This window comes from Ferrigenium straubiae, assembly GCF_051257895.1.
Lineage (GTDB): Bacteria > Pseudomonadota > Gammaproteobacteria > Burkholderiales > Gallionellaceae > Gallionella > Gallionella straubiae.
Map to the genome: position 1 here is coordinate 1,276,762 of NZ_CP194331.1, position 23,862 is coordinate 1,300,623.

Consider the following 23,862-nt stretch of genomic DNA (forward strand, 5'->3'; position numbering starts at 1 on the left):
CAGCCGATCTGGGACGCGATGAAAAAATTCACCGCAGAGCGCACTGCGGAAACGCGCGACGAAATCTGGCTGGCGCAGCATCCGCCGGTCTATACCCAGGGACAGGCAGGCAGGCCGGAACACCTGCTGCATCCCAACGGGATTCCGGTCGTCAAGGTGGATCGCGGCGGCCAGATCACCTACCACGGCCCCGGCCAGATCGTCGCCTACCTGCTGCTCGACCTGCGCCGCTGGAAGATCAACGTGCGCGAACTGGTGCGCCTGATGGAGCGCTCGGTGATCGATCTGCTCGGAGAATTCGGCGTAGCCGCGCAGGGACGCGAGGATGCGCCCGGCGTGTACGTGGCGGATGCGAAAATCGCCTCGCTCGGACTGAAGATAAAACACGGCTGCTGCTATCACGGCCTCGCATTGAACGTGGACATGGACCTGACCCCGTTCGCCGCCATCAACCCCTGCGGTTACGCCGGCCTGCGCGTCACACAATGCCGCGAACTCGGCATCACCGCCGGCATCGGCGAGCTGCAGGCGCAACTGTCGCAGAACCTGATCCACGGCCTGCAGCAACACCTGGAAAGAAAAACGGCATGAACGACCCCGAGCACAAGCAAACTGGAAAAGAAAAAACCGCACGCATCCCGATCAAGGTCGTGCCGCTGCAGCAGCGCCTGCGCAAGCCGGAATGGATCCGCATCAAACCCGCCGGCGGCGCGGGATACAACGAGGTGAAACGCATCCTGCGCGAGAACAAACTGCACACGGTGTGCGAGGAAGCCTCCTGCCCGAACCTCGGCGAATGCTTCGGCAAGGGCACGGCGACCTTCATGATCCTCGGCGATGTCTGCACGCGGCGCTGCCCGTTCTGCGACGTGGCGCACGGCAAACCGCAGCCGCCCGACGCGAACGAACCGGAAAATCTCGCGCGCTCCATCGGCCTGCTCAAATTGAGGTACGCAGTCATCACCAGCGTGGACCGCGACGACCTGCGCGACGGCGGCGCGCGGCATTTCGCGGACTGCATCGCCGCGATCCGCACCAGCGCCCCCACGACGCGCCTGGAAATCCTCGTGCCGGATTTCCGTGGGCGGCTGGAAGTTGCGCTGGACGAGCTTGCCACCAGCCTGCCCGACGTGTTCAACCATAACCTCGAAACCGTGCCGCGCCTCTACGGCATGGCGCGCCCCGGTGCGGACTACGCCCACTCGCTGAAGCTGCTCAGGGAATTCAAGGCGCGCTTCCCTCACATCCCGACTAAGTCCGGCCTGATGGTCGGCCTCGGCGAGACCGACGAGGAAGTGCTTGAGGTGATGCGCGACCTGCGCGCGCACGAGGTGGACATGCTTACCATCGGCCAGTACCTGCAACCCTCCGACGGCCACCTGCCGGTGCTGCGCTACGTGCCGCCGGAGACCTTCGCGCGGTTCGAACAGGCCGCAAAGGAGATGGGGTTTTCGCATGCCGCCTGCGGGCCGATGGTCAGGTCGAGCTATTTCGCCGACGAGCAGGCGCAGCGGGCGGGAGTAATAATTTAAATCTATCGCTTGGCTGTACGGGGTTTCCGGGCTTAATGTGGATGTGGGATGGCTGAAAATTCAATGTGAAGCTGATCCCTTTAATTGATGGCGCGGCATGCCTTGTTCCTCAGTTCACGCTACTGAAAACAATTCGACTCCGGTACCTTTGGTTTTGATGTTTATTCTCCTTACGTCAATTTGTTAGTTTGGAGCTTTGAAACCACGAAACTTCCAAGCTGGGCACCATTCAGTTGCAAGCGGCTCGCGGATAATCCTGTAGCTTTCCAGCGACCTCCCCGCCTCCTTGTTAACCCTGCGCACGATATCCACCGTCAGCACCGAGGCATCGCGTTCCTCCACCGTCAGGCTGTATTGGTCATAGCCGCCGACCATGACGTTGGGTTCCTTGAACTGCGCCGGAAACTCTTCCAGCGGAATGCGCTGCCATGCCTTGCCGTCATATTTGAAGAATACATAAGGGGGATTCGGGCGCCCCCATCGGTTATAGGCAGTACACCGGGTGATCTTGGCCGCCGCATAGGGAACGTCTTTCACGAAATCCAGAACCATCAAACTCAGATTGTCCGGTTCAGAGCGTGAGCGGTTATCGCTTCGCCAAGTCACGCTTTGATTGGATTCCGGAATGTGGAAGGTAGTGACATGCTCCGCCAGCGGTGCGCCTTGCCCGATTTCATGAGGGAGGCTGGAATCGTGAACATCCTTTCTTTCCACGATCATTTTCCGGCCATCATGTAATAGCACCTCTTCCTTCCAGCTTATCGAGCTGGCCGTGGCACAGCCGCTGATGCTCAATATCGCCAGCATTAGAAACATCTGTTTCTTGATTATGAGTTTCATGCTGCTGCCCTCCATGCGTTAGTTAGAATCAAAGGGGTTAGCTCAGCTTCGTATTATGTTTTTGCATTTCTCATCTCCTTTTCAAATTCAAAGCTTTTGTCCCTCGTCATCCGATCCGATACACCCTCTAGCCTTTGCACCCTTGCCTGTATTGCAAATGCATCAAAATAACTATTTATAACGAGCTTCCTGAATTCCTGCTTTCGACTGTATATCCGTAGCAACCGAGCGCAATTTTTCCGCCACTGCCCTCAGGCTGTTCATTTGCACCCTGGCGGCTTCAACTTTCTCCGCGTCGACCGGCTGCCCGTCGGACGAAACGGAATTCGTCACCCGCTCGATGGCGTCGGCAAACCGGTCCAGTGCGTTCGCCCGAGCGAGATAGTTTTCAGTCTTGGCCGTCACCGATTCCCATATGGAATGACTGAAGTCGTCCACCTGTTTCAACAGTTCATCTACAAAAACCTCCCCGCCAGCCAGGCCACGCAACAAAGGAACCGGATCTTTGTCATGCTTTCTCATTTCGCTTCTCCTGTCAGGAAATCAAAGCTCCCCTCGATAGCCGCTCCCACCGCTTCCCGGAACGCACCCGGCATCGGCGAGCGCAGGTATTCGAAGGTCCTTGTGCTGCTGCATTTCGGCGGTAACTTGCATGCCGAGGCCGTACCCTACTGTGGAGGCGATGGCAAAACAATATGCCGAAATACATAGATACTTCGGCCTATATGGCCCTTGGCTGTTTTCCGGGATTTCCGCGCCGCCAGGGCTACGGTCGGGTCGAGTATTTCGCCGTCGAGCAGGCGCAACGGGCCGGAGTAATCTAGAATCGCAGGCAGGGAACCAACCGGCATCCGGCCGGTCTATCCGCCCACGTATTCGATTCGCCTGCTGCGGCAGTCCGAGTACGGCAAGATTCTCCCTCCGTCAATCATCTAACTGAAGGAAACCATCATGAAAATTCGTTATCTCGCAACAGCAGCTGCCTTGTCCGTTTCCACTGCCGCTTTCGCCGCAGGCAACGGTGCAGCCCTGTTCAAGCGGGGTAATTGCGGCGCATGCCATGCCGCCGCGAGCAAATCGGTCGGCCCGTCGCTGGCGGATATTGCCGCAAAATACAAAGGCGACAAGGGCGCCCAGGCCAAGCTGGAAACCAAGGTGCGCAACGGCGGCGCAGGGTCGTTCGGCGCCATGCCCATGCCCCCCACCCCCAAGACCGTGAGCGACGGCGACATCAAGGCCATGGTGGCGTGGATGCTGAGCCAGAAATAAGCCTGCACCGCCACCCAAAAAACCGGCGCAAGCCGGTTTTTTATTGCCCGCTCCGCCCCGGCACGGTACGGCGGAGTCGATGGGTGCGAGAGGGGCGGCGTGCGGCTGCTCCCACAATCGGCCGGCTTCGCCATAACCAGCGACTTGGTGAGCGTTGTTGGCTCGCCTGGTCGAATGGCTAGTAGTTCCATCAGTAATGTGTCACAGCCGCGCCCCGGCGCCGCTGCCGCGTGCTGCTATAATCCGCGACAATTTTTCACGCAACTTTCCATGAATATCCTTTACGAAGAAGAAGGCAGCTTCAAGGTCGGCAGCATCATGGCCGACAACACCACCTCGCTCCAGATTGAAAGCGTTTCGGGCAAGCGCAGCAAGGTCAAGGCGGCCAATGTGATGCTGCGCTTCACCCAGCCCGCCCTGTCCGAATTCCTCGCCCAGGCCGAAGCGGCTGCCGCGGGTATCGAGGTGGATTTCCTCTGGGAATGCTGCCCGCCGGACGAGTTCGGTTTCGAGCAGATCGCCGCCGACTATTACGGCCATGCGCCAAGCCCGCTGGAAGCCGCCGCCGCGTTGATCCGCCTGCACAGTGCGCCGATCTATTTCCACAAAAAAGGCAAGGGACGCTATCGCGCCGCCCCGCCGGACGTACTCAAGGCCGCGCTGGCCGGCGCCGAGAAGAAGCGCCAGCAGCTCGCGTTGCAGGCGCGCTACGCCGAGCAGCTTGGCTGCTTCGAACTGCCCGAGGAGTTTGCGGGACGCCTTGCGCAATTGCTCTACAAGCCGGATCGCAACACCCTCGAGGTCAAGGCGCTGGAGGCGGCCTCTGCGGCAACACATCTGTCCGCCGCGCACCTGCTGCAACGCTGCGGCGCCCTGCCCTCCACGCACGATTACCACTTGCAGAAGTTCCTGTTCGAGCACTTCCCTGACGGCACCGGCTTCCCGCCCGTCGAGTTGAACACCTGGGACGAACTGCCGCTGGCCGGCGTGAACGCCTTCAGCATCGACGACGCCGCCACTACGGAGATCGACGATGCGCTCTCGGTGGAGAAGCTCCCCAACGGTAACTGGCGCATCGGCGTGCATATCGCCGCGCCCGCGCTGGGCATGCCGCGCAATTCGGCAGGCGACAAAATCGCCGCGCAGCGCCTCTCCACCGTGTACATGCCGGGGCAGAAGATCACCATGCTGCCGGACAGCGTGGTGCAGGCCTTCACTCTGTGCGCCGACCGCGTCAGCCCGGCGCTGTCGATGTACAACGAGGTGGATGGCGCGACGCTGGAAATCCTCGGCCACGAGAGCCGCGTCGAGCGCGTGCATGTCGCCGCGAACCTGCGCCACGACACGCTGGAGCCGCTGTTCAACGAGGAGACACTCACGACGGGCAAACTGGATTATCCCTATGCAAACGAGCTCACCTTGCTGTGGAAGCTCGCACAGAAACTGGAGACGGTGCGCGGCAAGCCGTCCGACAACAGCACGCAGCAGGTCGATTACAACTTCCAGGTCGAGACTGGTCCAGGCGGCAAGGACGACCGCATCATCATCGCGCAGCGGCGGCGCGGCTCGCCGATCGACAAGGTGGTTTCCGAACTGATGATCCTCGTGAACAGCGAATGGGGCCGGCATCTCGCCGAGCACGGCTTCGTCGGCATCTACCGCACGCAGCAAAACGGCAAGGTGAAGATGAGCACCGTCGCCGCGCCGCACCAAGGGCTGGGCGTGGCGCAGTATATGTGGTCGAGTTCGCCGCTGCGCCGCTACGTGGACCTGCTGAACCAGCGCCAGATCATCGCGATGCTGCACGACGGCGATCCGGCCTATCCGAAAAACGACCCCGCGCTGTATGCGGCGATGCGCGACTTCGACACCATGTACACCATCTACGGCGATTTCCAGAAAAACATGGAACGCTACTGGTGCCTGCGCTGGCTGCAGCAGGAAAAAGTCGAATTGGCCGAGGCGTGCGTCCTCCGCGAGAACCTGGTCAGGCTTTCCGACATCCCGCTGGTCTTCCGCGTGCCGTCGCTGCCGGAATTGCCCCCCAACACCCGCGTGCAGCTGGCCATCGGCGAGATCGACCTGCTCGATCTGGAGGTGCAGGCACGCTTCGTCGCGGCCATCGAGGAGGAAACGGCGGCATGACACGGTGCGCACAAGTGTTCGGCGCTCTTGAAGGAGACGCGACGGCATGATCAGCGCGTTAAAAACGCGCCTGTCCGCATCGATGACCCTCTCGGTCGCGCTGCACGCCTTCGCGCTGTTCGGCATCGCGCTGGTGATGCCCGACCCGCGCAGCGCGGCCAGCTTCCTGCAGCCACTGCAGGTGGTGCTGGTCAACACCAAGTCCAAATCCCGGCCGGACAAGGCCGATGCGCTGGCGCAGGCGAATCTGGATGGCGGCGGCAACACCCCGGAAGACCGGCAGGCCAAGACCCCGCTGCCCGCGATCCGCGACGACCAACAGTTCACTCCGGAACAGACCGCGAAGCGCGTCGCGCAGCTTGAGGAGGAATCGAAGCGCATGCTGACCCGGCTGAAGAGCGATTACAGGGTAACGCAACCCGAACTCAGGAAACAGCAGAGCAGCGACGCAAGCCGCGGCGAAGACCTGGTGCAGAAGAGCCTGGAGATCGCGCGCCTCGAGGCGCAGATCAACAAGAATTTCGACGCCTACCAGAAGATGCCGCGCCGCAAATACATCGGCGCGCGCACGCAGGAATACCGCTTCGCGCAGTACATCGAAGACTGGCGCATCAAGGTGGAGCGTATCGGCAACCTGAATTACCCGGAGCAGGCGCGCCAGCAGCATATCTTCGGCAGCCTGCGGCTCAGCGTATCGATCAACACAGACGGCAGCCTGGGGCCGATCGAAGTGGACAAAACATCGGGCAGCCGCATCCTGGATGCGGCGGCGATGCGCATCGTCAGGCTCGCCGCGCCCTACGCGCCGCTGCCGCCGGACATCCGCAAGGACACCGACATCCTGGTCATCACGCGCACCTGGACCTTCACTTCATCGGACCGGCTGGAAAGCGAGTAATGGAAGCCTCTATAAATCCATTTTGCGGGCGAATCGCGGTGTCGCGTGCTCGCTCACTCCTCGCCTATCAACTCGATATGTCTCGTCGTTCGCTGTGCGGCTCCTTGCGCTTCATCCCGCAAAATGAATTTCTAGAGGTTCCATGTCATGACTGACAGATACGCAGTGATCGGCAACCCCATCGCCCACAGCAAATCGCCGCTGATCCACCGGATGTTCGCCGAGCAGACCGGGCAGGACATTTCCTACGAGGCCGTACTCGCGCCACTGGACGGCTTCGCCGCGACCGTCGGGCGGCTGCGCAAGGAAGGCTACAGGGGCTGTAATGTCACGGTGCCGTTCAAGTTCGAGGCCTACAAATTAGTTAGCAAGTTGGCCGAAGAACTTCCTCTTGTGGGCCTGCCTACTCAAAGGGCTATAGACGCACGTGCTGCAAACACCTTAAAGTTTGATGATGGCTTCATCGTTGGCGACAACACCGACGGCGCGGGGCTGGTCACCGACATCGAGCACAATCTCGGCATCTCGTTGCATAACAAGCGCGTGCTGCTGATGGGCGCTGGCGGAGCAGCTTATGGTGTGCTCCAACCCCTACTACACACAAAACCTAGCCATCTTGTAATCGCAAACCGCACCCGAGAAAAAGCTGATGCCTTACATCAACTTTATGCACATCTATCCGGAACGGAAATGTTGGCAAAAACTTACGATGAGCTTGATGATCTACAATTCGACGTGATCGTGAACGCCACCTCCGCAGGCTTAAGCGACAGCACGATCCCTCTGCCGGACACCATCTTCGCCCCCGGCGCGCTGGCCTACGACATGATGTACGGGCGCGAAACGCCGTTCATGAAATTTGCGCGCGAGCACGGCGCACGGGTCGCCGACGGCCTCGGCATGCTGGTCGAACAGGCGGCCGAGGCCTTCTTCATCTGGCGCGGCGTGCGCCCCGATACCGTGCCGGTCATCGCCGCGCTACGGACCTGAACGTGAAAAAGCTCTGGGGCTGGACCTGGCGCGGCATGGCGATCTGCTTCGCGCTGCTGCTGCTCTACCAGCTCTGGATTTTCGGGCACATCCTCTGGTGGATCAAATTCAACCCTTCCACCAGCGCGTTCATGGAAGACCGCCTCGCCGTGATGCAGGACAAGAACCCGGACGCCGAGCTGCGGCACAAGTGGGTGCCCTACGAAAAAATCTCCAACCACCTGAAGCACGCGCTGATCGCCGCAGAGGACGCGAAGTTCGTCGACCACGAAGGCTTCGACTGGGAGGGCATCCAGAAGGCTTACGAGAAGAACCTGAAGAAGGGCAAGATCGTCGCGGGCGGCTCGACCATCAGCCAGCAGCTCGCCAAGAACCTGTTCCTTTCCACCAAACGCACGCCGTGGCGCAAGGCCGAGGAGGCTGTCATCACGCTGATGCTGGAGGCGGTGATGGACAAGCGGCGCATCTTCGAAATTTACCTGAATATCATCGAATGGGGGAACGGCGTGTTCGGTGCGGAAGCCGCCGCGCGCCACTATTACCGCACCAGTGCGGCCGGCCTGAGCGCGGAACAGGCCGCCAGACTCGCCGCGATGGTACCCAATCCGCGCTACTACGACACCCACCGCGAAGCGCGCGGCCTGCTGCGCAAGACCGGCATCATCCTGGGGCGCATGAACGAGGCGGAAATCCCATGACATCGCGCCACACATCTAATCCCATAATATGTATATAATCAAAAAACTATATTTTGTTGTACGGTTCGCAGTCAGATGAAACAGAACGAGGGGAGCGGTCAGCCATCAACGGCCAACGGGGACATTGACGCTGCGCGGCAGGCCGGCCGTGTGGTGAGCCCCTCCCCGATCGTGAATCGCCTGACCGGACAGAACAACCATCCGGCGAGCGATGCCCAAGCCACCCTTACCGAGGCCCGCTACCCGCTCCTGCGCCGCCTCTCGATCACCAGCCTGCTGGCCACCCTCATCACCGCTACTCTCCTGATATTGCTCTACCGGCAGGATCAGCTCGACGAACATGAGGGGATCGCCGCGCAGGAGAATGAAAAGACCGCGATCCATCTCATCCAGTTGATGAGCGGGCAACTCGAAGCCTACCTTGCCGCTGCCGCAGGGCTCGACATCCATGCGTTGCGGTCAAATCCGGGCATCGATGCGCTCAACGCCACCCTGAACACGGTTCGCGAGCATCATATCCTCAAGCTGAAACTGTACGACGCGTCCGGAATGGTTGTCTTCTCGACGGTAGACGGCGACATCGGCGGAGCCAGCCGGAATCGCGGGATACCACAGAAGGCCATGACAAGCGGCACCCAGCACCAACTGGAATTCCGCGATGCGCTCCGCATCTCTTCCGGCGAAATCCGCGATCGCCAGATTCTCGCAACCTATGTGCCGCTGACCCGTGCGGAAAAGCGCATCGGCGTCCTGGCAGTCTACTCGGACATCACGCCGGCCTTCGACCGGGTTCGCGCAAAAACCACCGATATTGCCCTGATCGTCTTCGGCATCTTCGCCGCGCTGTATGCCGCGTTATTTCTCTCCGCCCGCAGGGTCGACCGCGCCCTGTCCGGATGGCAGCAAGCTGTCGCCGACAACCACCGGAAACTGGCGGAAAACGAGGCGCGCCTGTGGACCACGGTCAATTCGGCGCTGGACGCAGTAATCAGCATCGACGCCAACAGCCGGCTTATCGGCTTCAATCCTGCGGCAGAGGACATGTTCGGTTGGAAAAAAGCGGAGATCATCGGGCAATCGATGACCGAACTGCTGATCCCGGAGCGCCACCGGAGCAGCCATCAGGATGGCATCGCCCGCTACCTGCAGACCGGCGAAACCCGGACCCTGAGCCGCCGCATCGAGATCACCGCGCTGCGGCGCGACGGCATGGAGTTCCCGATCGAACTGACCATCACGCCGATCCGCGAAAGCAACCGCACCATCTTCACGGCCTATATCCGCGACATCACCGAGCGCAAGCGGGTGGAGACTGCACAACAGGAGGCATTGCATCGCCTCCAGCTCATCAGCAGCCAGGTGCCCGGACTCGTTTACCAGTTCTGCCTGCGCCCCGATGGCAGCTACTGCCTGCCTTTCGCCAGCAATGCCATCCGCGAGATATTCCGGCTTGCCCCGGATGAAGTCCGCAATGATGCATCAAAAATCTTTATCGCCATTCACCCCGATGACCGTGACGGCACCCTTGCCTCCATCCAGACCTCGGCGCAGGGCATGACGCCGTGGCACCATGAGTTCCGGGTGAAGTTCGACGATGGCACGGTGCGCTGGCTGCAGGGCGATTCGCAGCCGCAACGCGAGGCCGACGGCTCGATACTCTGGCACGGTTTCGTCACCGACATTACCGAGCGCAAGCAGGCCGAAGAGGAATTGCGCGAAAGCCGCGCCTTCCACCTGTCGGTCACCGAGGCCATGGGCGAGATCGGCATCGGGCTGTTCATCGTCGATGCCGGCTACCGCGTCCGCTACATGAACAACGTGATGAAGGAGTGGTTCGGCGACCAGACCGGCGAGGTCTGCCACTCATCGCTCTGCGACCTGACCGACCGATGCGAGCATTGCCAGCTCGAACAGGTGATCTCCGGGAATGGCGCGGCACGCTATACGCCTACCGCGTCCGACGGCCGCACTTTCGACATCATCGCGACGCCGATCCAGAACCGGGACGGCACAGTATCCAAACTGGAAGTGGTCCGCGACGTAACCCAGCACCGGCTGGCTGAGCAGGAATTGCGCATCGCCGCAACAGCCTTCGATTCCCAGGAAGGCATGTTCATCACCGATGCCGACGGCATCATCCAGCGCGTCAACAATGCCTTCATCGAGACGACCGGCTACAGCGCAGAGGAAGCCGTGGGGAAGACGCCCGCCATCCTCAAGTCCGGCAAACACGATGCCGCGTTCTACCGGGCGATCCGTGAAGCGCTCGAAAGCGACGGCCACTGGCAGGGCGAGATATGGAACCGGCGCAAGAACGGCGAAATCTACCCCGAATGGGAGACAATCTCGGTCGTAAGGGGAACGAACGGGCAGATCACCCATTACGTTTCCGTCTTTACCGATATCAGCCTGCGCAAGAGATCGGAAGAGCAGATACGCACCCTGGCTTTCTACGACCCGCTCACCCAATTGCCCAACCGGCGGCTCCTGCTCGATCGCCTGCACCAGGCGCTGGCACTGAGCGTCCGCAACGAACGGCAGGGCGCGCTGCTGTTCATCGACCTCGACAACTTCAAGAGCATCAACGACACCCAGGGCCATGCCACCGGCGACCTGCTGCTGGTCGAAGCGGCAAAGCGGCTGCAAGACTGCATCCGGGAGGGCGACACCACCGCGCGGCTGGGCGGGGACGAATTCGTCGTCCTGCTCGAGGATCTGGATGCCGATGAACAGGTCGCCGCCAGCCAGGCCGAGACGGTGGGAGAGAAGATCCTCTCGGCCATCGGTAAGCCCTACCTCATCAACGGCCACGAGCACCACAGCACCGCCAGCATCGGCATCACGCTGTTCCGCGGGTCGGTGAAAACGATGGACGAAATGCTCAAGCGGGCGGATGTCGCGCTGTACCAAGCCAAGGCGGACGGACGCAATATCCTGCGCTTCTTCGATCCCGCCATGCAGGCCGCCGTCGCGGCGCGTGTCTCACTGGAATCCGATCTGCGCCGCGCCATTCTGGAGCAGGAGCAACTGCAGCTTTATTACCAGGCGCAGGTCAATTCGTCGGGCCGCCTGACCGGCGCCGAGGCACTGGTGCGCTGGCGCCACCCAGAGCGCGGCATGGTGTCCCCTGCCGAATTCATCCCGCTCGCCGAGGAGTCCGGGCTGATTCTGCCCCTGGGTCACTGGGTGATGGCGACTGCCTGCCAGCAACTCGCGACTTGGGCGACGGAGCCGGATACCGCCCACCTCACCCTGGCGGTGAATGTCAGCGCCAAGCAGTTCCACCTGCCGACTTTCGTCGAAGAGGTAGCGACGCTGGTCGATTATTTCGGGGTAAATCCCGCAAGGCTCAAGCTGGAAATCACCGAAAGCCTGATGGTGGAAAACGTGGACGACATCATCGCAAAAATGTCCGAGCTGAAAACCCGGGGCATCAATTTCTCCATGGATGATTTCGGCACCGGCTACTCCTCGCTCTCCTACCTGAAGCACCTGCCCCTGTACCAATTGAAGATCGACCAATCCTTCGTGCGCGACGTGCTCACCGACCCCAACGATGCGGCCATCGCCAAAATCATCGTCTCGCTGGCCCAGAGTATGAACCTGATGGTGATCGCCGAAGGAGTGGAAACCGAAGAGCAACGCGAGTTCCTCGAACAGAACGGCTGCCATGCCTTCCAGGGCTACCTGTTCAGCAAGCCTGTCCCGGTAGGGGAATTTGAGCAACTGATTCCGCAATACACCTAGCGTTTCCGCCAAATTTGCCGCGCAGCCCTGCGTCAAATTCTTTACAATAGCCGCGCCATTCACGGGGTCCGGCCATGACCAACCAGGAACACCACTACACCGAAAACGTGCAGGATCACCTCAAACAGGTGGAAGCGCTGCTGCACAAGCACGCCTTGGTGGAAGAGGTCGTCCATCGGCAGGAGATCCCGCGCGAAGATCACCGTGCATTGGTCGACACCCTGCTGCACAAACAACACCTCGCCGAATTGCAACGCAAGCTGGATAGCCTGCACCCGGCGGATATCGCCTATATCTTGGAGGCCCTGCCCATCGAGCAGCGCCTGCTGGTGTGGGACTTGGTCAAATCAGAGCGCGACGGCGATATCCTGATCGAGGTTTCCGACGCGGTGCGCGAGTCGCTGATTGCGACTATGAACCGCGAAGAGCTGCGCGCCGCCGCCGAGCAGCTCGACACCGACGAGATCGCCGACCTCGCACCCGACCTGCCGCAGAACGTGATGCGCGATGTGTTCAAGTCGCTGTCCGTCGAAGAGCGTGAGCAATTGCGCGCGGCGATGTCCTATCCGGAAGATTCGGTCGGTGCGCTGATGGACTTCAGCATGATTCATGTCCGCGAAGACGTCACACTCGAAGTGGTATCGCGCTATCTGCGCCGCTTCGACGAACTGCCCGACCACACCGACCAGGTGTTCGTGGTAGACCGGGACGACCACCTCAAAGGCGTCCTGCCGATCAACCTCATTGTAGTCAACGAGCCGGAAGTGGTCGTTGGCGACCTGATGCTGGCCGACACCATACAACTGCATCCTGAAGAGAAGGCGGACCAGGCCGCCCAGGCATTCGAACGCTACGACCTGGTTTCAGCGCCGGTGGTGGATGAGGACGGCAAGCTGGTCGGGCGGGTGACGGTGAACGTGGTGCTGGACTTCATCCGCACCGAATCGGAAAGCGACGTATTGAACCTGGCCGGCTTGCGCGAGGAGGAAGACATCTTCGCCTCGGTATGGAAGAGCGCGCAGAACCGCTGGGCATGGCTGGCGCTGAACCTTTGCACCGCATTCTTCGCCTCGCGGGTGATCGGAACTTTTGAAGGGACGATAGAAAAATTTGTCGCGCTCGCCACGCTCATGCCGATCGTCACGGGCATCGCCGGCAACTCTGCCAACCAGACCACGACCATCGCCATCCGTTCGCTGGCGCTGGGGCAAATCACGCAGGGCAATGCGCGCCGGCTGATGCTAAAGGAACTTGCGATCGGCGGATTCAACGGCCTGTTGTGGGGGGGGATTGCCGGACTGTTTGCTTACTTCCTGTACCACAGTGTAGCGCTCGGCATCGTGATGACCGGCGCGATGCTGCTCAACCTGCTGGTAGGTGCAACCGTTGGTATGGCCATCCCATTAGCCATGCAGCGACTGGGACGCGACCCTGCCATCGGTTCCAGTGTGATGATCACGGCCATTACCGACAGCGGCGGGTTCTTCATCTTCCTGGGGTTGGCGACCATCTTCCTGATTTAGGAAGGAGCAGAAACGCCCTGCGCAAAAACGCAGGTCATCCCCGCAGCTTCGCCTGAAACCCAACAAAAAAGGGCGGAATGAAACCGCCCCTTGCGAGGCGATTACGCTTTCAGGATACCGCCAGCCGGCTTCTTGGCTGCTGCTTTTTTCGCTGCCGGCTTCTTGGCTGCCGGTTTCTTTGCGGCTGGCTTGGCTGCAACTTTCTTGACAGCCGGTTTCTTGGCTGCTGCTTTTTTCGCTGCCGGTTTCTTGGCGGCTACTTTTTTCGCTGCCGGCTTGGCTGCGGCTTTCTTGGCTACGGGCTTCTTGGCTACGGGCTTCTTGGCTACTGCTTTCTTGACGGCCGGCTTGACCGCAACTTTCTTCGCTGCCGGTTTCTTGGCGGCTACTTTTTTTGCTGCCGGCTTGGCTGCGGCTTTCTTGGCTGCGGCTTTCTTGACTGCGGGCTTCTTGACTGCGGGCTTCTTGGCTACTGCTTTCTTGGCGGCCGGCTTTGCTGCAGCCTTTTTAACTGCCGGCTTTTTCGCTGCGGTTTTTTTTGCTGCGGGCGCTTTCGCTTTTTTATCGGATGTTGCCATTTTCATTCTCCATAAGAATTGGGACATTCATTACGACTCACTGCACACCCAAACGCCCTGTGTTTCAGCGAAAGACGCTTGCGGCATCGGCACTGTATCCACGTTTAAAAAAACCTGCAACAAATTTCTGAAAAAAAAATTGCGGAAATTGCAACACTCACAAAACCATTTTTTCACCTGCATACAGCTGCGCTACCGTCTCGCGCTCGCGCACCAGATGCACCATCCCACCATCCACCATCACCTCGGCGGCGCGCGGGCGAGTGTTGTAATTGGAACTCATGCTCATCCCGTAAGCACCGGCGGAAAGCACGGCCAGCAAGGATTGCGGAGCGATCGCCAAGTTGCGTGCATGGCCGATAAAATCTCCCGTTTCGCACACCGGGCCGACAATTTCGTAAATCGAAGATTGCCTCTCTCGTTCGCTTCCTCTCCCGCTCGCGGGAGAGGATTGAGGAGAGGGTTCGTGATCCACCGCCAAAATCTCATGGAACGCATCGTACAAAGCCGGGCGCATCAGATCGTTCATCGCGGCATCGACGACGGCAAAATTTTTCTCCTCGCCATGCTTGAGGTATTCCACGCGCGTCAGCAACACGCCGGCGTTGCCGACCAGCACGCGCCCCGGCTCGAGGATCAACTTTTCGCTGCGCTCGCGCAGCGCGCCGAGCAGCGCGGCCACGTAGTCGGCAATTGCCGGCGGCATCTCGTCGTTGTAGCGTATGCCCAAGCCGCCGCCGAAGTCGATGTGCTCCAGGCGGATACCCTCAGCGGCCAGCGCATCCACCAGCGCCAGGATTTTTTCCGCCGCAGCGATGAACGGGCTGGTCTCGGTGAGCTGCGAGCCGATGTGGCAATCTATCCCGGTAATGTGCAGATGCGGCAGATCGCGCGCCCTGCGGTACAGTGCGAGGGCTTCGTCATAGGCCACGCCGAACTTGTTCTGTTTCAGCCCGGTAGAGATGTATGGGTGCGTCTTGGCATCCACGTCGGGATTCACGCGCAGGCTGATGGGGGCAACCTTGCCCATGCTCCCCGCAACTTCGTTGAGGCGCTCCAGCTCGGCGGCCGATTCGACGTTGAAGCACAGGATGCCCGCCTCCAGCGCCAGACGCATTTCCGCGACGCTCTTGCCGACGCCGGAGAACACCACCTTGCGCGCCTCGCCGCCCGCCGCGAGCACGCGCTGCAATTCGCCGCCGGACACGATGTCGAAGCCCGCGCCGAGGCGCGCGAACAGGTTCAGGATCGCGAGGTTGGAATTCGCCTTCACCGCGTAGCAGACCAGATGTTCGCGGCCTTGCAGCGCGCTGCTGAATTGGCGGTAGCCGTCGGTCAGCGCGGCGCGCGAATAGACGTAACAGGGCGTGCCGAACCGCGCGGCGATGTCGGCCAAGGGCACTTGCTCGGCGCACAACGCGCCGCCGCGGTACTGAAAATAGTCGCTCATATTTGATTACTTGCTGGTTGATGGAGTCGAAGCCGGAGGAGGCGGCATGGTGAGCGGCCCTTTGTGCCCGCAGCCTTGCAGCAAGGCGGCCAGAACCGTGATAATGCCCAGAGTGATGCCAAGACGCATGATTGCATTTCCCGAAAAATTAGCTAACCGGATTATAAAGGCTGCGCATGAATGAAAGCGAATTCAACCAACTGGCCGATGCCGCTTTGACGCGCATCGAGGCCGCGATCGACAACGGCGGCGGCGACGCCGAGTACACCCGCAGCGGCAACGTGCTGGAGATCGAGTTCGACGACGGCCAGAAGATCGTCGTCAACCGCCACGACGCGAACCGGGAAATCTGGGTTGCCGCGAAGTCCGGCGGCTTCCACTACGCTTGGCAGGATGAAGCCTGGCGCAGCCGGCGCGACGGCAGCGAGTTGTTCGCGAGGCTTACGGAGCTGTTTGTCGCGGCGGGCGAAAACATCGCGTTTTAGCAGGCTTGGCAGGCTATTGAAAAACGTAGCGAGGATAGCGGCTGCGACACGTTACTGGCAAAGCCAGCCGTCTGCGGGAGCAGCCGCCAGCCGCCTCTCCCGCACCGAACGGCTCCGCCGCACCGTGTCGAGGCGGCAACATGCAAGGCGCACGGCGCGCAGAAACCGGAATGTACTTTCAGTACATGAGGATTTCGAGCACCGCGCAACGCCGCAGATGGCTACCGCAGTAGTTTTTCAACAGCCTGCGTCCGCATCGCCCTCTTGTCCAGCTTCCCGACGCTGGTGCGCGGCAGGCTGGCGACGAAGCAGATTTCCATGAGACGCGCGTAGCGCGGCAGGCGGCCCTCGTCGACGCGGCGGTTCACCGGTTCGCGCAGCGCGTGGGCATCAGCCTCCTGCCCCGCCTTGAGCACCACCAGCGCGCGCGGGCGTTCGCCCCACTTCCCATCTGGCACGCCGATCACGGCGACCTCGGCGACCGCCGGGTGCTCGGAGACCAGGCTCTCCAGCTCCAGCGAAGACAGCCATTCGCCGCTGCACTTGATGACATCCTTGAGCCGGTCGGTGATGTTCAGCATCCCGGTGGCATCGAGCGTCCCGATGTCGCCGGTATGCAGGTAGCCGCCCTCCCAGAGTTTCTCCGACGCCTCCGCATCATGCAGATAACCCTGCGTCAGCCAAGGCGCGCGCACGACAACCTCGCCCGCACTCGCACCGTCGTGCGGCCGCTCCCTTCCCGCCTCGTCCACCACACGCAGGTCCACCAGCAGAATCGCGCGCCCGTCCCTGATGCGGCGGGACAGCGCCGTCTCGGCGTCGCCGGCCTCATCGGGCGCCAGCAGGCCGAGCGACAGGATCGGACAGGTCTCGGAGAGGCCGTAGCCGGCGTACACGTCCGCGCCGCAATCCAGCGCCGCCTGCGCGAGGCCCTTGGGCAACGCCGAGCCGCCGATGACCACTTTCCAGCCGTGCAGCGTCGCACCCGCGGTCTGCGCGGCGGACAGCAGCAGGTGCAGCAGGGTCGGCACGCAATGCGAGAACGTCACGCCCTCGCGCCGGATCAGCTGCAACAAGACATCGGGCTGGTAACGCCCCGGATAGACCTGCTTGAGGCCGAGCATCGTCGCGACGTACGGCAGGCCCCAGGCGTGGACATGGAACATCGGCGTGATCGGCATGTACACGTCGCCGCGCCCGAAGCGCCCCTGCGCCGGCGCAGTGCCGAACGCGGCCGCCGCCGCGAGGGTGTGCAGCACAAGCTGGCGATGGCTGAAATAGACGCCCTTGGGCAGACCGGTCGTACCGGTGGTATAGAAAGTCGTCGCGCGGGTGTTCTCGTCGAAATCCGGAAAGACATGCTCCGGGTCGCCGCCAGCGAGCAGGGTTTCGTAGTCGGTCGCGAACGGCGCGGGACATTCCGGCACGGCTGCATCGGAGAGCAGCACGAAGCGCTGCACCGTTTCGAGCCGGGTGCGAAAGCCCTCCAGCAGCGGCAGGAAGTCCTCGTGCACCAGCAGCACATCGGCGCGCGCGTGGTTGAGGGTGTAGGCGATCTGCTCCGGCGAGAGGCGCGTGTTCACGGTCTGCAGCACCGCGCCGAGCATCGGGATGGCGAAGAAACATTCCAGGTAGCGGTGACTGTCCCAGTCCATCACCGCGACCGTCTGCCCCGGCCGCACCCCGATAGCGCTGCCGAGGCGGCCGATACGCTCACGCAGGGTGCGGTAGTCGTAACGGCTCAGGTCGCGGTAAACGATCTCCTGCTCCGGCGCATTGGCCAGCGGCGTGAGCAGCAACTGTTTGATGAGCAGCGGATAGGCGCTGGCGTGCATCTGGTCCTCCCGTCAAAAACGTTGTGTCCACGAAAAACACGAAATGGGCCGGCAAGGTATTTCATGCAGCTCTTTTCGAGTCTTTCGTGTTTTTCGTGGACAATGTTTTTTCTACAGTCCCACCGACTTCAACTCCCGGCGCAGCTTCGCGTAATCCGGGCAGGCGCTGCCCACCACATTCCAGAACGCCGCCGAGTGGTTCATCTCGCGCAGGTGCGCGAGCTCGTGCACCACCACGTAATCGATCAGGCGCAGCGGCAGGCGGATGAGCTGCTCGTTGAGCCGCACCGCGCCGCGCGCCGTGCAGCTGCCCCACTGCGTCTTCGCCGCCGACAGCTTGACCGTGCGCGGCGCGACGTTCAGCAGCGGCGCGTAATGCGCCACGCGTTCGGCGAACAGCGGCCCGGCCTGCTCCCGGTGCCAGCGCAGCACCAGTTGCTCGATATGGGCGGCATCGCTGTCGTCCGCCACGAATACCCACAGTTCCCTGCCGCGTTGCTGCACCGGCGCGGCAAACAGGCTCTGCCGCACGCACAGAACGAGGCGCTCGCCGAGAAACGGAACAAGCTCCCCGTCCGCCCAACGCACTTCCCTCGGCTTGCGCGACTGCCAGTCGTCCAGCTTCTCGATTACCCACTGCGCTTTGTCCTGCAGCACGCTGTGCAGCCATTTTTCCGAGACGCGCAAGGGCGCGCTCACGATCAGGCCGCGGCCGTCGATGCGCAGGCCGATGCTGCGGCGCCGGCTGCGCTTCAGGGTGTAGGAAACATTTTTTCCGGCGAGGAGTGCAGCGCGCTGCTCGACGGCGGGTATGGCAGGAGGAGAAACCAGGTTGCGCAGGCGTTTCAGCATCTGCATTCATACCACGAAGGACTGATAGGACTACTAGCCATTCCACTATGCGACCAAAGAACGGTCGCAAAGTGGCTGGTTAACGAAGAGCACGAAGAAAAGCAAACAGGTCTCGTTCCATTGGCAAGCGACCTCTCCCGTTCACTCTCCCTGAAAATTTTCATCCCCTTCATGTCCTTTGTGAACTTCGTGGTGAATCGCTTTTTCGGCTTCAATGCGGCAAGCGTTGAATCTCGTTCTCGATCCACGCCTCGACTTCGGCGTTGATCTCTTCGGCCTTGCGTCCCTTGGTCTCGATCGGTTTGCCGACACTCATGGTGATGAGGCCGGGATGCTTGCTGAATGCCTGGCGTCCCCAGAGCCGCCCGGCATTGTGCGCCACCGGCACCACCGGGGCGCCGCTGCTTGCCGCCAGCATCGCCCCGCCGATCTTGTATTTGCCGCGCTGGCCGAATGGCACGCGCGTGCCCTCGGGGAAGACCACCACGCAGAAGCCCTGCACGAGCCGCTCCTTGCCCTGCTTGAGCAACTGCTTGATCGCTCCCTTGCCGTCGCTGCGCTTGATCGCGATCGGGCTGGTCATCGCCAGACCCCAGCCGAAGAACGGCAGCCACAGCAGCTCGCGCTTCAGCACCCACGCCTGCGGCGGGAATATCTGTTGCAGCGCGAGCGTCTCCCAGGCGGACTGGTGTTTGCACAGCACGACGCTGGGTTCCCTGGGGATGTTCTCGATGCCGCGCACCTCGTGGCGGATGCCGCACACCATGCGCAGCAGCCAGAGCATGGTGCGCGCATAGCTGGAGATGAGTCGGTAGCGCGTCAGCGGCGGAAACGGAAAGGTCAGCAGCGCCAGCGTGGAAAAAATTGGCGTGAGGATGATCTGCAACAGCAGGAAAATCAGCGAGCGTAGAGCCAGCATGTCAGCCTAAAGTAATTCAGTAACCACCGCCGCGAGGTCGGGGAAAACCAGCGTGCCTTCCGGCAGGCCGCCCGCGGCCTGCGTCTTCGTTCCCTTGCCGGTCAGCACCAGATAGGGCTGCGCGCCCAGCGCGGCGGCGGGCTGTAAATCGCGCAGCGAATCGCCCACCACCGGCACATCTTCAAGGCCGCCGAAGTTGTAGCGCTCCGCAATCTCCTTGAGCATCCCGCTCCTGGGCTTGCGGCAGTCGCAATCGTTCTCGTTGGTATGCGGGCAGAAAAACACCGCATCGATGCGGGCGCCGACCAGCGCGCAGGCCTTGTGCATCTTGCCGTGGATCGCATTCAGCATCGTCATGTCGAGCAGCCCGCGCCCGATGCCGGACTGGTTGGTTGCCACCACCACGCGGTAGCCGGCCTGGTTCAGGCGCGCAATCGCCTCCAGGCTGCCGGGAATCGGCTTCCATTCCTCCGGCTTCTTGATGAACTGGTCGGAGTCGTAATTGATCACGCCGTCGCGGTCGAGAATGACGAGGTTCATTTTGGTGCCGTGAAAAGTGAAACGTGAAAGGTGAAACGTAACATGCGAAAGGCAATTACCCTCCCGGCAGGGAGGGTGGCGCGCAGCGCCGGGTGGGCATCACTTTTCACATTTCACCTTTCACTGTTTCACGCCGCTAACTTGGAGATATCGGCGACCTGGTTCATGAGCCGGCCGAGCTGCTGCAGCAGTGCCGCGCGATTGAGGCGCAACTCCTTGTCTTCGCACATCACCATGACCTTGTCGAAGAAGTCGTCGATGAAGGGCTTGAGCGTAACCAGCACCTTCAGGTTGTTGCCATACTCTCCGCGCTCCAGATAGCCCGTTGCCATCGGCTTGATGTCCTGTATGGCCTGGTGCAGCTCGCGCTCGGCGGCCTCCTTCAGCAGCGCGGGTTTCACGGCCGCGCGCGCGGAATCGGCGCCGAGCTCCTCGGCATTCTTGCGCATGATGTTCTGCACGCGCTTGTTGGCCGCGGCCAGGTCTTTGGCCACCTCCAGCGCTGCGAACGTACGCACCCCCTGCAGGCGCGGCAGCACCTCGTGCATGCGCCCGTCGAGCATGCACAGCACCGCCTCGATATGCGTCGCCTCGAAGCCGCGCTCGCGCAGGTAGCCGCGCAGGCGATCCAGCATGAAGCCTTCCACGTCGCCCGCGACCGTCGCGCTCAAGAGGCCTGCCGGAAAATTTGCGGCCGCGGTCTTCACGAGCGCGGGCAGCGGCAGGTCGAGCGGCGTCTCGACGAGGATGCGCAGGATGCCCAGCGCATGGCGGCGCAGGCCGAATGGATCCTTTTCGCCGGTGGGCACCTGGCCGATGCCGTAGATGCCGACCACCGTCTCCAGCTTGTCGGCCAGCGCGAGCGCGCAGGCGATTGAACCCTGTGGCAGCGCATCCCCGGCGAAGCGCGGACGGTAGTGCGCCTCAATGGCATCTGCCACGGCCTTGCCCTCGCCGTCGTGCAGCGCGTAGTAGCGCCCCATGATGCCCTGCAGCTCGGGGAACTCGCCGACCATGTCGGTGAGCAGGTCGGCCTTGGACAGGCGCGCCGCGAGCTCCGCATCCGCCTTGTCCGCATCCAGCAGCCGCGCAATCGTGCCGGCCAGCGTGGCGATGCGTTCGACGCGTTGCAGCTGCGTGCCCAGCTTGTTGTGGTACACCACGCTGCCGAGCTTCTCGACGCGCGATTCCAGTGTCTTCTTGCGGTCCTGGTCGAAGAAGAACTTCGCGTCCGCGAGGCGCGGGCGCACCACACGCTCGTTGCCGCCGATCACCAGGTTCGCGTCCGCAGGGCGGATGTTGGATACGATCAGGAACTTGTTGGTCAGCTTGCCCGCGGCATCGAGCAGCGGGAAGTATTTCTGGTTCGCCTTCATCGTCAGGATCAGGCATTCCTGCGGCACCTCGAGGAATTCCGCCTCGAATTTGCCGGCCAGCACATTGGGTCGCTCGACCAGCGCGGTCACCTCGTCCAGCAGGGCGTCGTCTTCAATCGGCTTGAGGTTTTCTTTCGCCGCGGCGGCGGCAAGTTGTTTGACGATCTCGGCGCGGCGCTTTTCGAAGCCAGGGATCACCGCACCTTCGTTTTCCATCTGCGCCTCGTAGCTGTCGGCGTCTTTCAGAACCACCTGCGCGGCGGCAGCCTCGAAGCGGTGACCTTGCGTGGTGTTGCCCGCCGTCAGCCCGAGCACCGAGACCGGCACGATATCGCTGCCATGCAGCGCAACCACCCCATGCGCGGGGCGCACGAACTGCACGCTGCTCCAGCCGTCGGCGAGCTGATAGGTCATCATCTTGGGGATCGGCAGCTTGGCAAGCGCGTCTTCCAAAGCCTTCTGCAAGCCTTCCGCCAGCGTCGCCCCGGCCTGCCTGCTGTCGTAGACCAGCGACTCCGCCTTGCCCTCGCCTTCGCGGCGCAACTGCGGCACGGTTTCAGGCCCGGCGCTCAGTGCGGCGAGTTTTTTCAACAGAGCGGTTGTCGCCTGCCCGTTCGCATCCAGCCCGACGGAAACCGGCATCAGCTTCTGCGACACCGCCTTGTCTTCGGCCCTGGCGACCACATCGCTAACGCGCACCGCAAGGCGGCGCGGCGAAGCAAAAGGGGTCACGGCGCTTGCGGCCGAGGCCAAGCCTTGCGCCTTGAGGCTCTCGACCAGCACGGCGGCAAAAGACTCGCCGAGCTTCTTCAGCGCCTTGGGCGGCAGTTCCTCGACGAGCAACTCGACCAGCAAATTCTTCGTCGTCATCATGCCGCCGCTCCTTCGACTTTGCTCAGGACAGGCTTCTTCTCGATCTGGGCCAGCACTTCGTCCGCCCACGCCTTCGGCGCCATCGGGAAGCCGAGCCGCGCGCGGCTATCGAGGTAGCTCTGCGCGACGCTACGCGCGAGGTTGCGGATACGCCCGATGTAGGCGGCACGCTCGGTCACCGAGATCGCGCCGCGCGCATCGAGCAGGTTGAAGGTATGCGCGGCTTTCAAGACTTGTTCGTAGGCGGGCAATGCGAGTTGCTGTTCCATCAGGTATTTGGCCTGCTTCTCGTGGCTGCCGAACGCGCCGAGCAGAAACCCCACATCGCTGTGTTCGAAGTTGTAGGCGGATTGCTCGACCTCGTTCTGGTGGTACACGTCGCGATAGGTCACGCCCGGAGTCCAGGTCAGGTCGAACACGTTCTCGACGCCCTGCAGGTACATCGCCAGCCGCTCGAGCCCGTAGGTGATCTCACCGGTGATCGGCTTGCAGTCGATGCCGCCGACCTGCTGGAAATAGGTGAACTGCGTGACCTCCATGCCGTTCAGCCACACCTCCCAGCCCAGCCCCCATGCGCCCAGCGTCGGGTTCTCCCAGTCGTCCTCGACGAAGCGGATGTCGTTCTGTTTCAGGTCGAAGCCGAGCGCCTCCAGCGAACCGAGGTACAGGTCGAGGATGTTCGCGGGAGAGGGTTTCAGCACCACCTGGAACTGGTAGTAATGCTGCAAACGGTTCGGATTCTCGCCGTAACGCCCGTCCTTGGGGCGGCGCGACGGCTGCACGTAACCGGCCTTCCACGGCTCCGGGCCGAGCGCGCGCAGGAAGGTCGCCGTGTGCGAGGTGCCCGCGCCGACCTCCATGTCATAGGGCTGCAAGAGCGCGCAACCCTGCTTGTCCCAGTAATTCTGCAGCGTCAGGATGATCTGTTGAAAGCTCAGCCCTTGGCTGAGCTTCGGTGAAGACTCATGCCCGCTCGCGGGCGTTATGTTGGAACCAAAGGTAAGCATCGGTGTTATCAGGCGATTGCGAAGGTACACATTTTACCGGCTTTCGATGACTGCCGTCAGCCCGATGAGCTCTAGCTTGTCGGTGCGCGTCAGATTCTTGATCTCCATCTCGCGCTTCGATGCGGCAGAACGATCGGTGCATGGCTCGGCATACGCCAGTGCCACCGGCAGGCGCACCCTTGTGTACTTGGATGCCGTGCCGGCGTTATGCGCCGCAAGGCGTTTTTCCAGATCGTTGGTGATGCCGCAGTACAGGGAGTCGTCGGCGCAGCGCAGCAGGTAGCAGAACCAGTTCATTCCCCTCC

The 23,862-nt window shown here is 61.8% G+C and carries 22 protein-coding genes; 10 read left to right on the forward strand and 12 right to left on the reverse strand.

Annotation, left to right across the window (positions count from 1 at the left end):
* Positions 1–18: 18 nt before the first annotated feature.
* The gene (lipB, locus tag ACRRNM_RS05980; protein ID WP_435628642.1) at positions 19–591 is read left to right on the forward strand and encodes a lipoyl(octanoyl) transferase LipB; all 573 of its coding nucleotides are present in this window, start codon (positions 19–21) and stop codon (positions 589–591) included.
* Positions 588–1,532 carry a lipoyl synthase gene (lipA, locus tag ACRRNM_RS05985; RefSeq protein WP_435627329.1) on the forward strand — a complete coding sequence of 315 codons (945 nt, stop codon included), beginning with the start codon at positions 588–590 and terminating at the stop codon, positions 1,530–1,532. Before lipB ends, lipA begins: the two co-directional genes overlap by 4 nt.
* Before the next feature lie 183 nt (positions 1,533–1,715).
* Here the strand turns inward: lipA and ACRRNM_RS05990 are convergent, their stop codons facing one another.
* Positions 1,716–2,372 carry a hypothetical protein gene (locus ACRRNM_RS05990; RefSeq protein WP_435627330.1) on the reverse strand — a complete coding sequence of 219 codons (657 nt, stop codon included), beginning with the start codon at positions 2,370–2,372 and terminating at the stop codon, positions 1,716–1,718.
* Between the two features lie 171 nt (positions 2,373–2,543).
* The gene (locus ACRRNM_RS05995; protein ID WP_435627331.1) at positions 2,544–2,894 is read right to left on the reverse strand and encodes a hypothetical protein; all 351 of its coding nucleotides are present in this window, start codon (positions 2,892–2,894) and stop codon (positions 2,544–2,546) included.
* Between the two features lie 429 nt (positions 2,895–3,323).
* Here ACRRNM_RS05995 and ACRRNM_RS06000 point away from each other — a divergent pair, with 429 nt between their 5' ends.
* From ACRRNM_RS06000 to mgtE, 7 genes are all read left to right on the forward strand, one after another.
* Complete coding sequence (locus tag ACRRNM_RS06000) at positions 3,324–3,641, forward strand: c-type cytochrome (protein WP_435627332.1); 318 nt, start codon at positions 3,324–3,326, stop codon at positions 3,639–3,641.
* 270 nt (positions 3,642–3,911) lie between these two features.
* The gene (locus tag ACRRNM_RS06005; RefSeq protein WP_435627333.1) at positions 3,912–5,786 is read left to right on the forward strand and encodes a ribonuclease catalytic domain-containing protein; all 1,875 of its coding nucleotides are present in this window, start codon (positions 3,912–3,914) and stop codon (positions 5,784–5,786) included.
* Between the two features lie 46 nt (positions 5,787–5,832).
* A complete protein-coding gene (locus tag ACRRNM_RS06010; protein ID WP_435627334.1) occupies positions 5,833–6,684 on the forward strand; it encodes an energy transducer TonB in 852 nt (283 codons plus the stop codon).
* A gap of 147 nt (positions 6,685–6,831) precedes the next feature.
* A complete protein-coding gene (gene aroE / locus ACRRNM_RS06015) occupies positions 6,832–7,674 on the forward strand; it encodes a shikimate dehydrogenase (protein ID WP_435627335.1) in 843 nt (280 codons plus the stop codon).
* A gap of 35 nt (positions 7,675–7,709) precedes the next feature.
* Entirely contained in the window at positions 7,710–8,372 is a 663-nt protein-coding gene (mtgA, locus tag ACRRNM_RS06020; protein ID WP_435628643.1) for a monofunctional biosynthetic peptidoglycan transglycosylase, read from the forward strand.
* A 75-nt stretch (positions 8,373–8,447) separates the two neighbouring features.
* On the forward strand, positions 8,448–12,119 hold the full coding sequence (locus ACRRNM_RS06025; RefSeq protein WP_435627336.1) for an EAL domain-containing protein: 3,672 nt from the start codon (positions 8,448–8,450) through the stop codon (positions 12,117–12,119).
* 74 nt (positions 12,120–12,193) lie between these two features.
* Positions 12,194–13,642: a magnesium transporter gene (gene mgtE, locus ACRRNM_RS06030; protein WP_435627337.1), complete on the forward strand. Its 1,449-nt coding sequence runs from the start codon at positions 12,194–12,196 to the stop codon at positions 13,640–13,642.
* A gap of 101 nt (positions 13,643–13,743) precedes the next feature.
* On the opposite strand, the gene ACRRNM_RS06035 is transcribed toward mgtE, so the two are convergent.
* From ACRRNM_RS06035 to lptM, 3 genes are all read right to left on the reverse strand, one after another.
* On the reverse strand, positions 13,744–14,220 hold the full coding sequence (locus ACRRNM_RS06035; protein WP_435627338.1) for a histone H1-like repetitive region-containing protein: 477 nt from the start codon (positions 14,218–14,220) through the stop codon (positions 13,744–13,746).
* 157 nt (positions 14,221–14,377) lie between these two features.
* Positions 14,378–15,670 (reverse strand): diaminopimelate decarboxylase, encoded by a 1,293-nt coding sequence (gene lysA, locus ACRRNM_RS06040; protein ID WP_435627339.1) that lies wholly within the window; start codon positions 15,668–15,670, stop codon positions 14,378–14,380.
* Between the two features lie 6 nt (positions 15,671–15,676).
* A complete protein-coding gene (gene lptM / locus ACRRNM_RS06045; RefSeq protein ID WP_435627340.1) occupies positions 15,677–15,799 on the reverse strand; it encodes an LPS translocon maturation chaperone LptM in 123 nt (40 codons plus the stop codon).
* A 47-nt stretch (positions 15,800–15,846) separates the two neighbouring features.
* Between lptM and cyaY the strand changes: the two genes are divergently transcribed.
* Complete coding sequence (gene cyaY / locus ACRRNM_RS06050) at positions 15,847–16,155, forward strand: iron donor protein CyaY (RefSeq protein ID WP_435627341.1); 309 nt, start codon at positions 15,847–15,849, stop codon at positions 16,153–16,155.
* Positions 16,156–16,376: 221 nt separating this feature from the next.
* On the opposite strand, the gene ACRRNM_RS06055 is transcribed toward cyaY, so the two are convergent.
* From ACRRNM_RS06055 to ACRRNM_RS06085, 7 genes are all read right to left on the reverse strand, one after another.
* Positions 16,377–17,990 carry a fatty acid--CoA ligase gene (locus ACRRNM_RS06055; RefSeq protein WP_435627342.1) on the reverse strand — a complete coding sequence of 538 codons (1,614 nt, stop codon included), beginning with the start codon at positions 17,988–17,990 and terminating at the stop codon, positions 16,377–16,379.
* A 111-nt stretch (positions 17,991–18,101) separates the two neighbouring features.
* Positions 18,102–18,842 (reverse strand): M48 family metallopeptidase, encoded by a 741-nt coding sequence (locus tag ACRRNM_RS06060; protein ID WP_435627343.1) that lies wholly within the window; start codon positions 18,840–18,842, stop codon positions 18,102–18,104.
* 211 nt (positions 18,843–19,053) lie between these two features.
* Positions 19,054–19,761 (reverse strand): lysophospholipid acyltransferase family protein, encoded by a 708-nt coding sequence (locus tag ACRRNM_RS06065; protein WP_435627344.1) that lies wholly within the window; start codon positions 19,759–19,761, stop codon positions 19,054–19,056.
* Positions 19,762–19,767: 6 nt separating this feature from the next.
* A complete protein-coding gene (gene gmhB, locus ACRRNM_RS06070; RefSeq protein ID WP_435627345.1) occupies positions 19,768–20,301 on the reverse strand; it encodes a D-glycero-beta-D-manno-heptose 1,7-bisphosphate 7-phosphatase in 534 nt (177 codons plus the stop codon).
* Positions 20,302–20,429: 128 nt separating this feature from the next.
* Positions 20,430–22,547 (reverse strand): glycine--tRNA ligase subunit beta, encoded by a 2,118-nt coding sequence (glyS, locus tag ACRRNM_RS06075; protein WP_435628644.1) that lies wholly within the window; start codon positions 22,545–22,547, stop codon positions 20,430–20,432.
* Entirely contained in the window at positions 22,547–23,557 is a 1,011-nt protein-coding gene (gene glyQ, locus ACRRNM_RS06080; RefSeq protein ID WP_435627346.1) for a glycine--tRNA ligase subunit alpha, read from the reverse strand. The genes glyS and glyQ overlap by 1 nt, the downstream gene beginning before the upstream one ends.
* Positions 23,558–23,590: 33 nt before the next feature.
* Entirely contained in the window at positions 23,591–23,854 is a 264-nt protein-coding gene (locus tag ACRRNM_RS06085) for a GIY-YIG nuclease family protein (protein ID WP_435627347.1), read from the reverse strand.
* Between the last annotated feature and the right edge of the window lie 8 nt (positions 23,855–23,862).

Bases quoted from the DNA above. Each gene is read 5' to 3' on its own strand.
- lipB (WP_435628642.1), top strand. From the start codon at position 19: ATGAAAAAATTCACCGCAGAGCGCACTGCGGAAACGCGCGACGAAATC.
- lipA (WP_435627329.1), top strand. From the start codon at position 588: ATGAACGACCCCGAGCACAAGCAAACTGGAAAAGAAAAAACCGCACGC.
- ACRRNM_RS05990 (WP_435627330.1), bottom strand. From the start codon at position 2,372: ATGAAACTCATAATCAAGAAACAGATGTTTCTAATGCTGGCGATATTG.
- ACRRNM_RS05995 (WP_435627331.1), bottom strand. From the start codon at position 2,894: ATGAGAAAGCATGACAAAGATCCGGTTCCTTTGTTGCGTGGCCTGGCT.
- ACRRNM_RS06000 (WP_435627332.1), top strand. From the start codon at position 3,324: ATGAAAATTCGTTATCTCGCAACAGCAGCTGCCTTGTCCGTTTCCACT.
- ACRRNM_RS06005 (WP_435627333.1), top strand. From the start codon at position 3,912: ATGAATATCCTTTACGAAGAAGAAGGCAGCTTCAAGGTCGGCAGCATC.
- ACRRNM_RS06010 (WP_435627334.1), top strand. From the start codon at position 5,833: ATGATCAGCGCGTTAAAAACGCGCCTGTCCGCATCGATGACCCTCTCG.
- aroE (WP_435627335.1), top strand. From the start codon at position 6,832: ATGACTGACAGATACGCAGTGATCGGCAACCCCATCGCCCACAGCAAA.
- mtgA (WP_435628643.1), top strand. From the start codon at position 7,710: ATGGCGATCTGCTTCGCGCTGCTGCTGCTCTACCAGCTCTGGATTTTC.
- ACRRNM_RS06025 (WP_435627336.1), top strand. From the start codon at position 8,448: ATGAAACAGAACGAGGGGAGCGGTCAGCCATCAACGGCCAACGGGGAC.
- mgtE (WP_435627337.1), top strand. From the start codon at position 12,194: ATGACCAACCAGGAACACCACTACACCGAAAACGTGCAGGATCACCTC.
- ACRRNM_RS06035 (WP_435627338.1), bottom strand. From the start codon at position 14,220: ATGGCAACATCCGATAAAAAAGCGAAAGCGCCCGCAGCAAAAAAAACC.
- lysA (WP_435627339.1), bottom strand. From the start codon at position 15,670: ATGAGCGACTATTTTCAGTACCGCGGCGGCGCGTTGTGCGCCGAGCAA.
- lptM (WP_435627340.1), bottom strand. From the start codon at position 15,799: ATGCGTCTTGGCATCACTCTGGGCATTATCACGGTTCTGGCCGCCTTG.
- cyaY (WP_435627341.1), top strand. From the start codon at position 15,847: ATGAATGAAAGCGAATTCAACCAACTGGCCGATGCCGCTTTGACGCGC.
- ACRRNM_RS06055 (WP_435627342.1), bottom strand. From the start codon at position 17,990: ATGCACGCCAGCGCCTATCCGCTGCTCATCAAACAGTTGCTGCTCACG.
- ACRRNM_RS06060 (WP_435627343.1), bottom strand. From the start codon at position 18,842: ATGCTGAAACGCCTGCGCAACCTGGTTTCTCCTCCTGCCATACCCGCC.
- ACRRNM_RS06065 (WP_435627344.1), bottom strand. From the start codon at position 19,761: ATGCTGGCTCTACGCTCGCTGATTTTCCTGCTGTTGCAGATCATCCTC.
- gmhB (WP_435627345.1), bottom strand. From the start codon at position 20,301: ATGAACCTCGTCATTCTCGACCGCGACGGCGTGATCAATTACGACTCC.
- glyS (WP_435628644.1), bottom strand. From the start codon at position 22,547: ATGACGACGAAGAATTTGCTGGTCGAGTTGCTCGTCGAGGAACTGCCG.
- glyQ (WP_435627346.1), bottom strand. From the start codon at position 23,557: ATGCTTACCTTTGGTTCCAACATAACGCCCGCGAGCGGGCATGAGTCT.
- ACRRNM_RS06085 (WP_435627347.1), bottom strand. From the start codon at position 23,854: ATGAACTGGTTCTGCTACCTGCTGCGCTGCGCCGACGACTCCCTGTAC.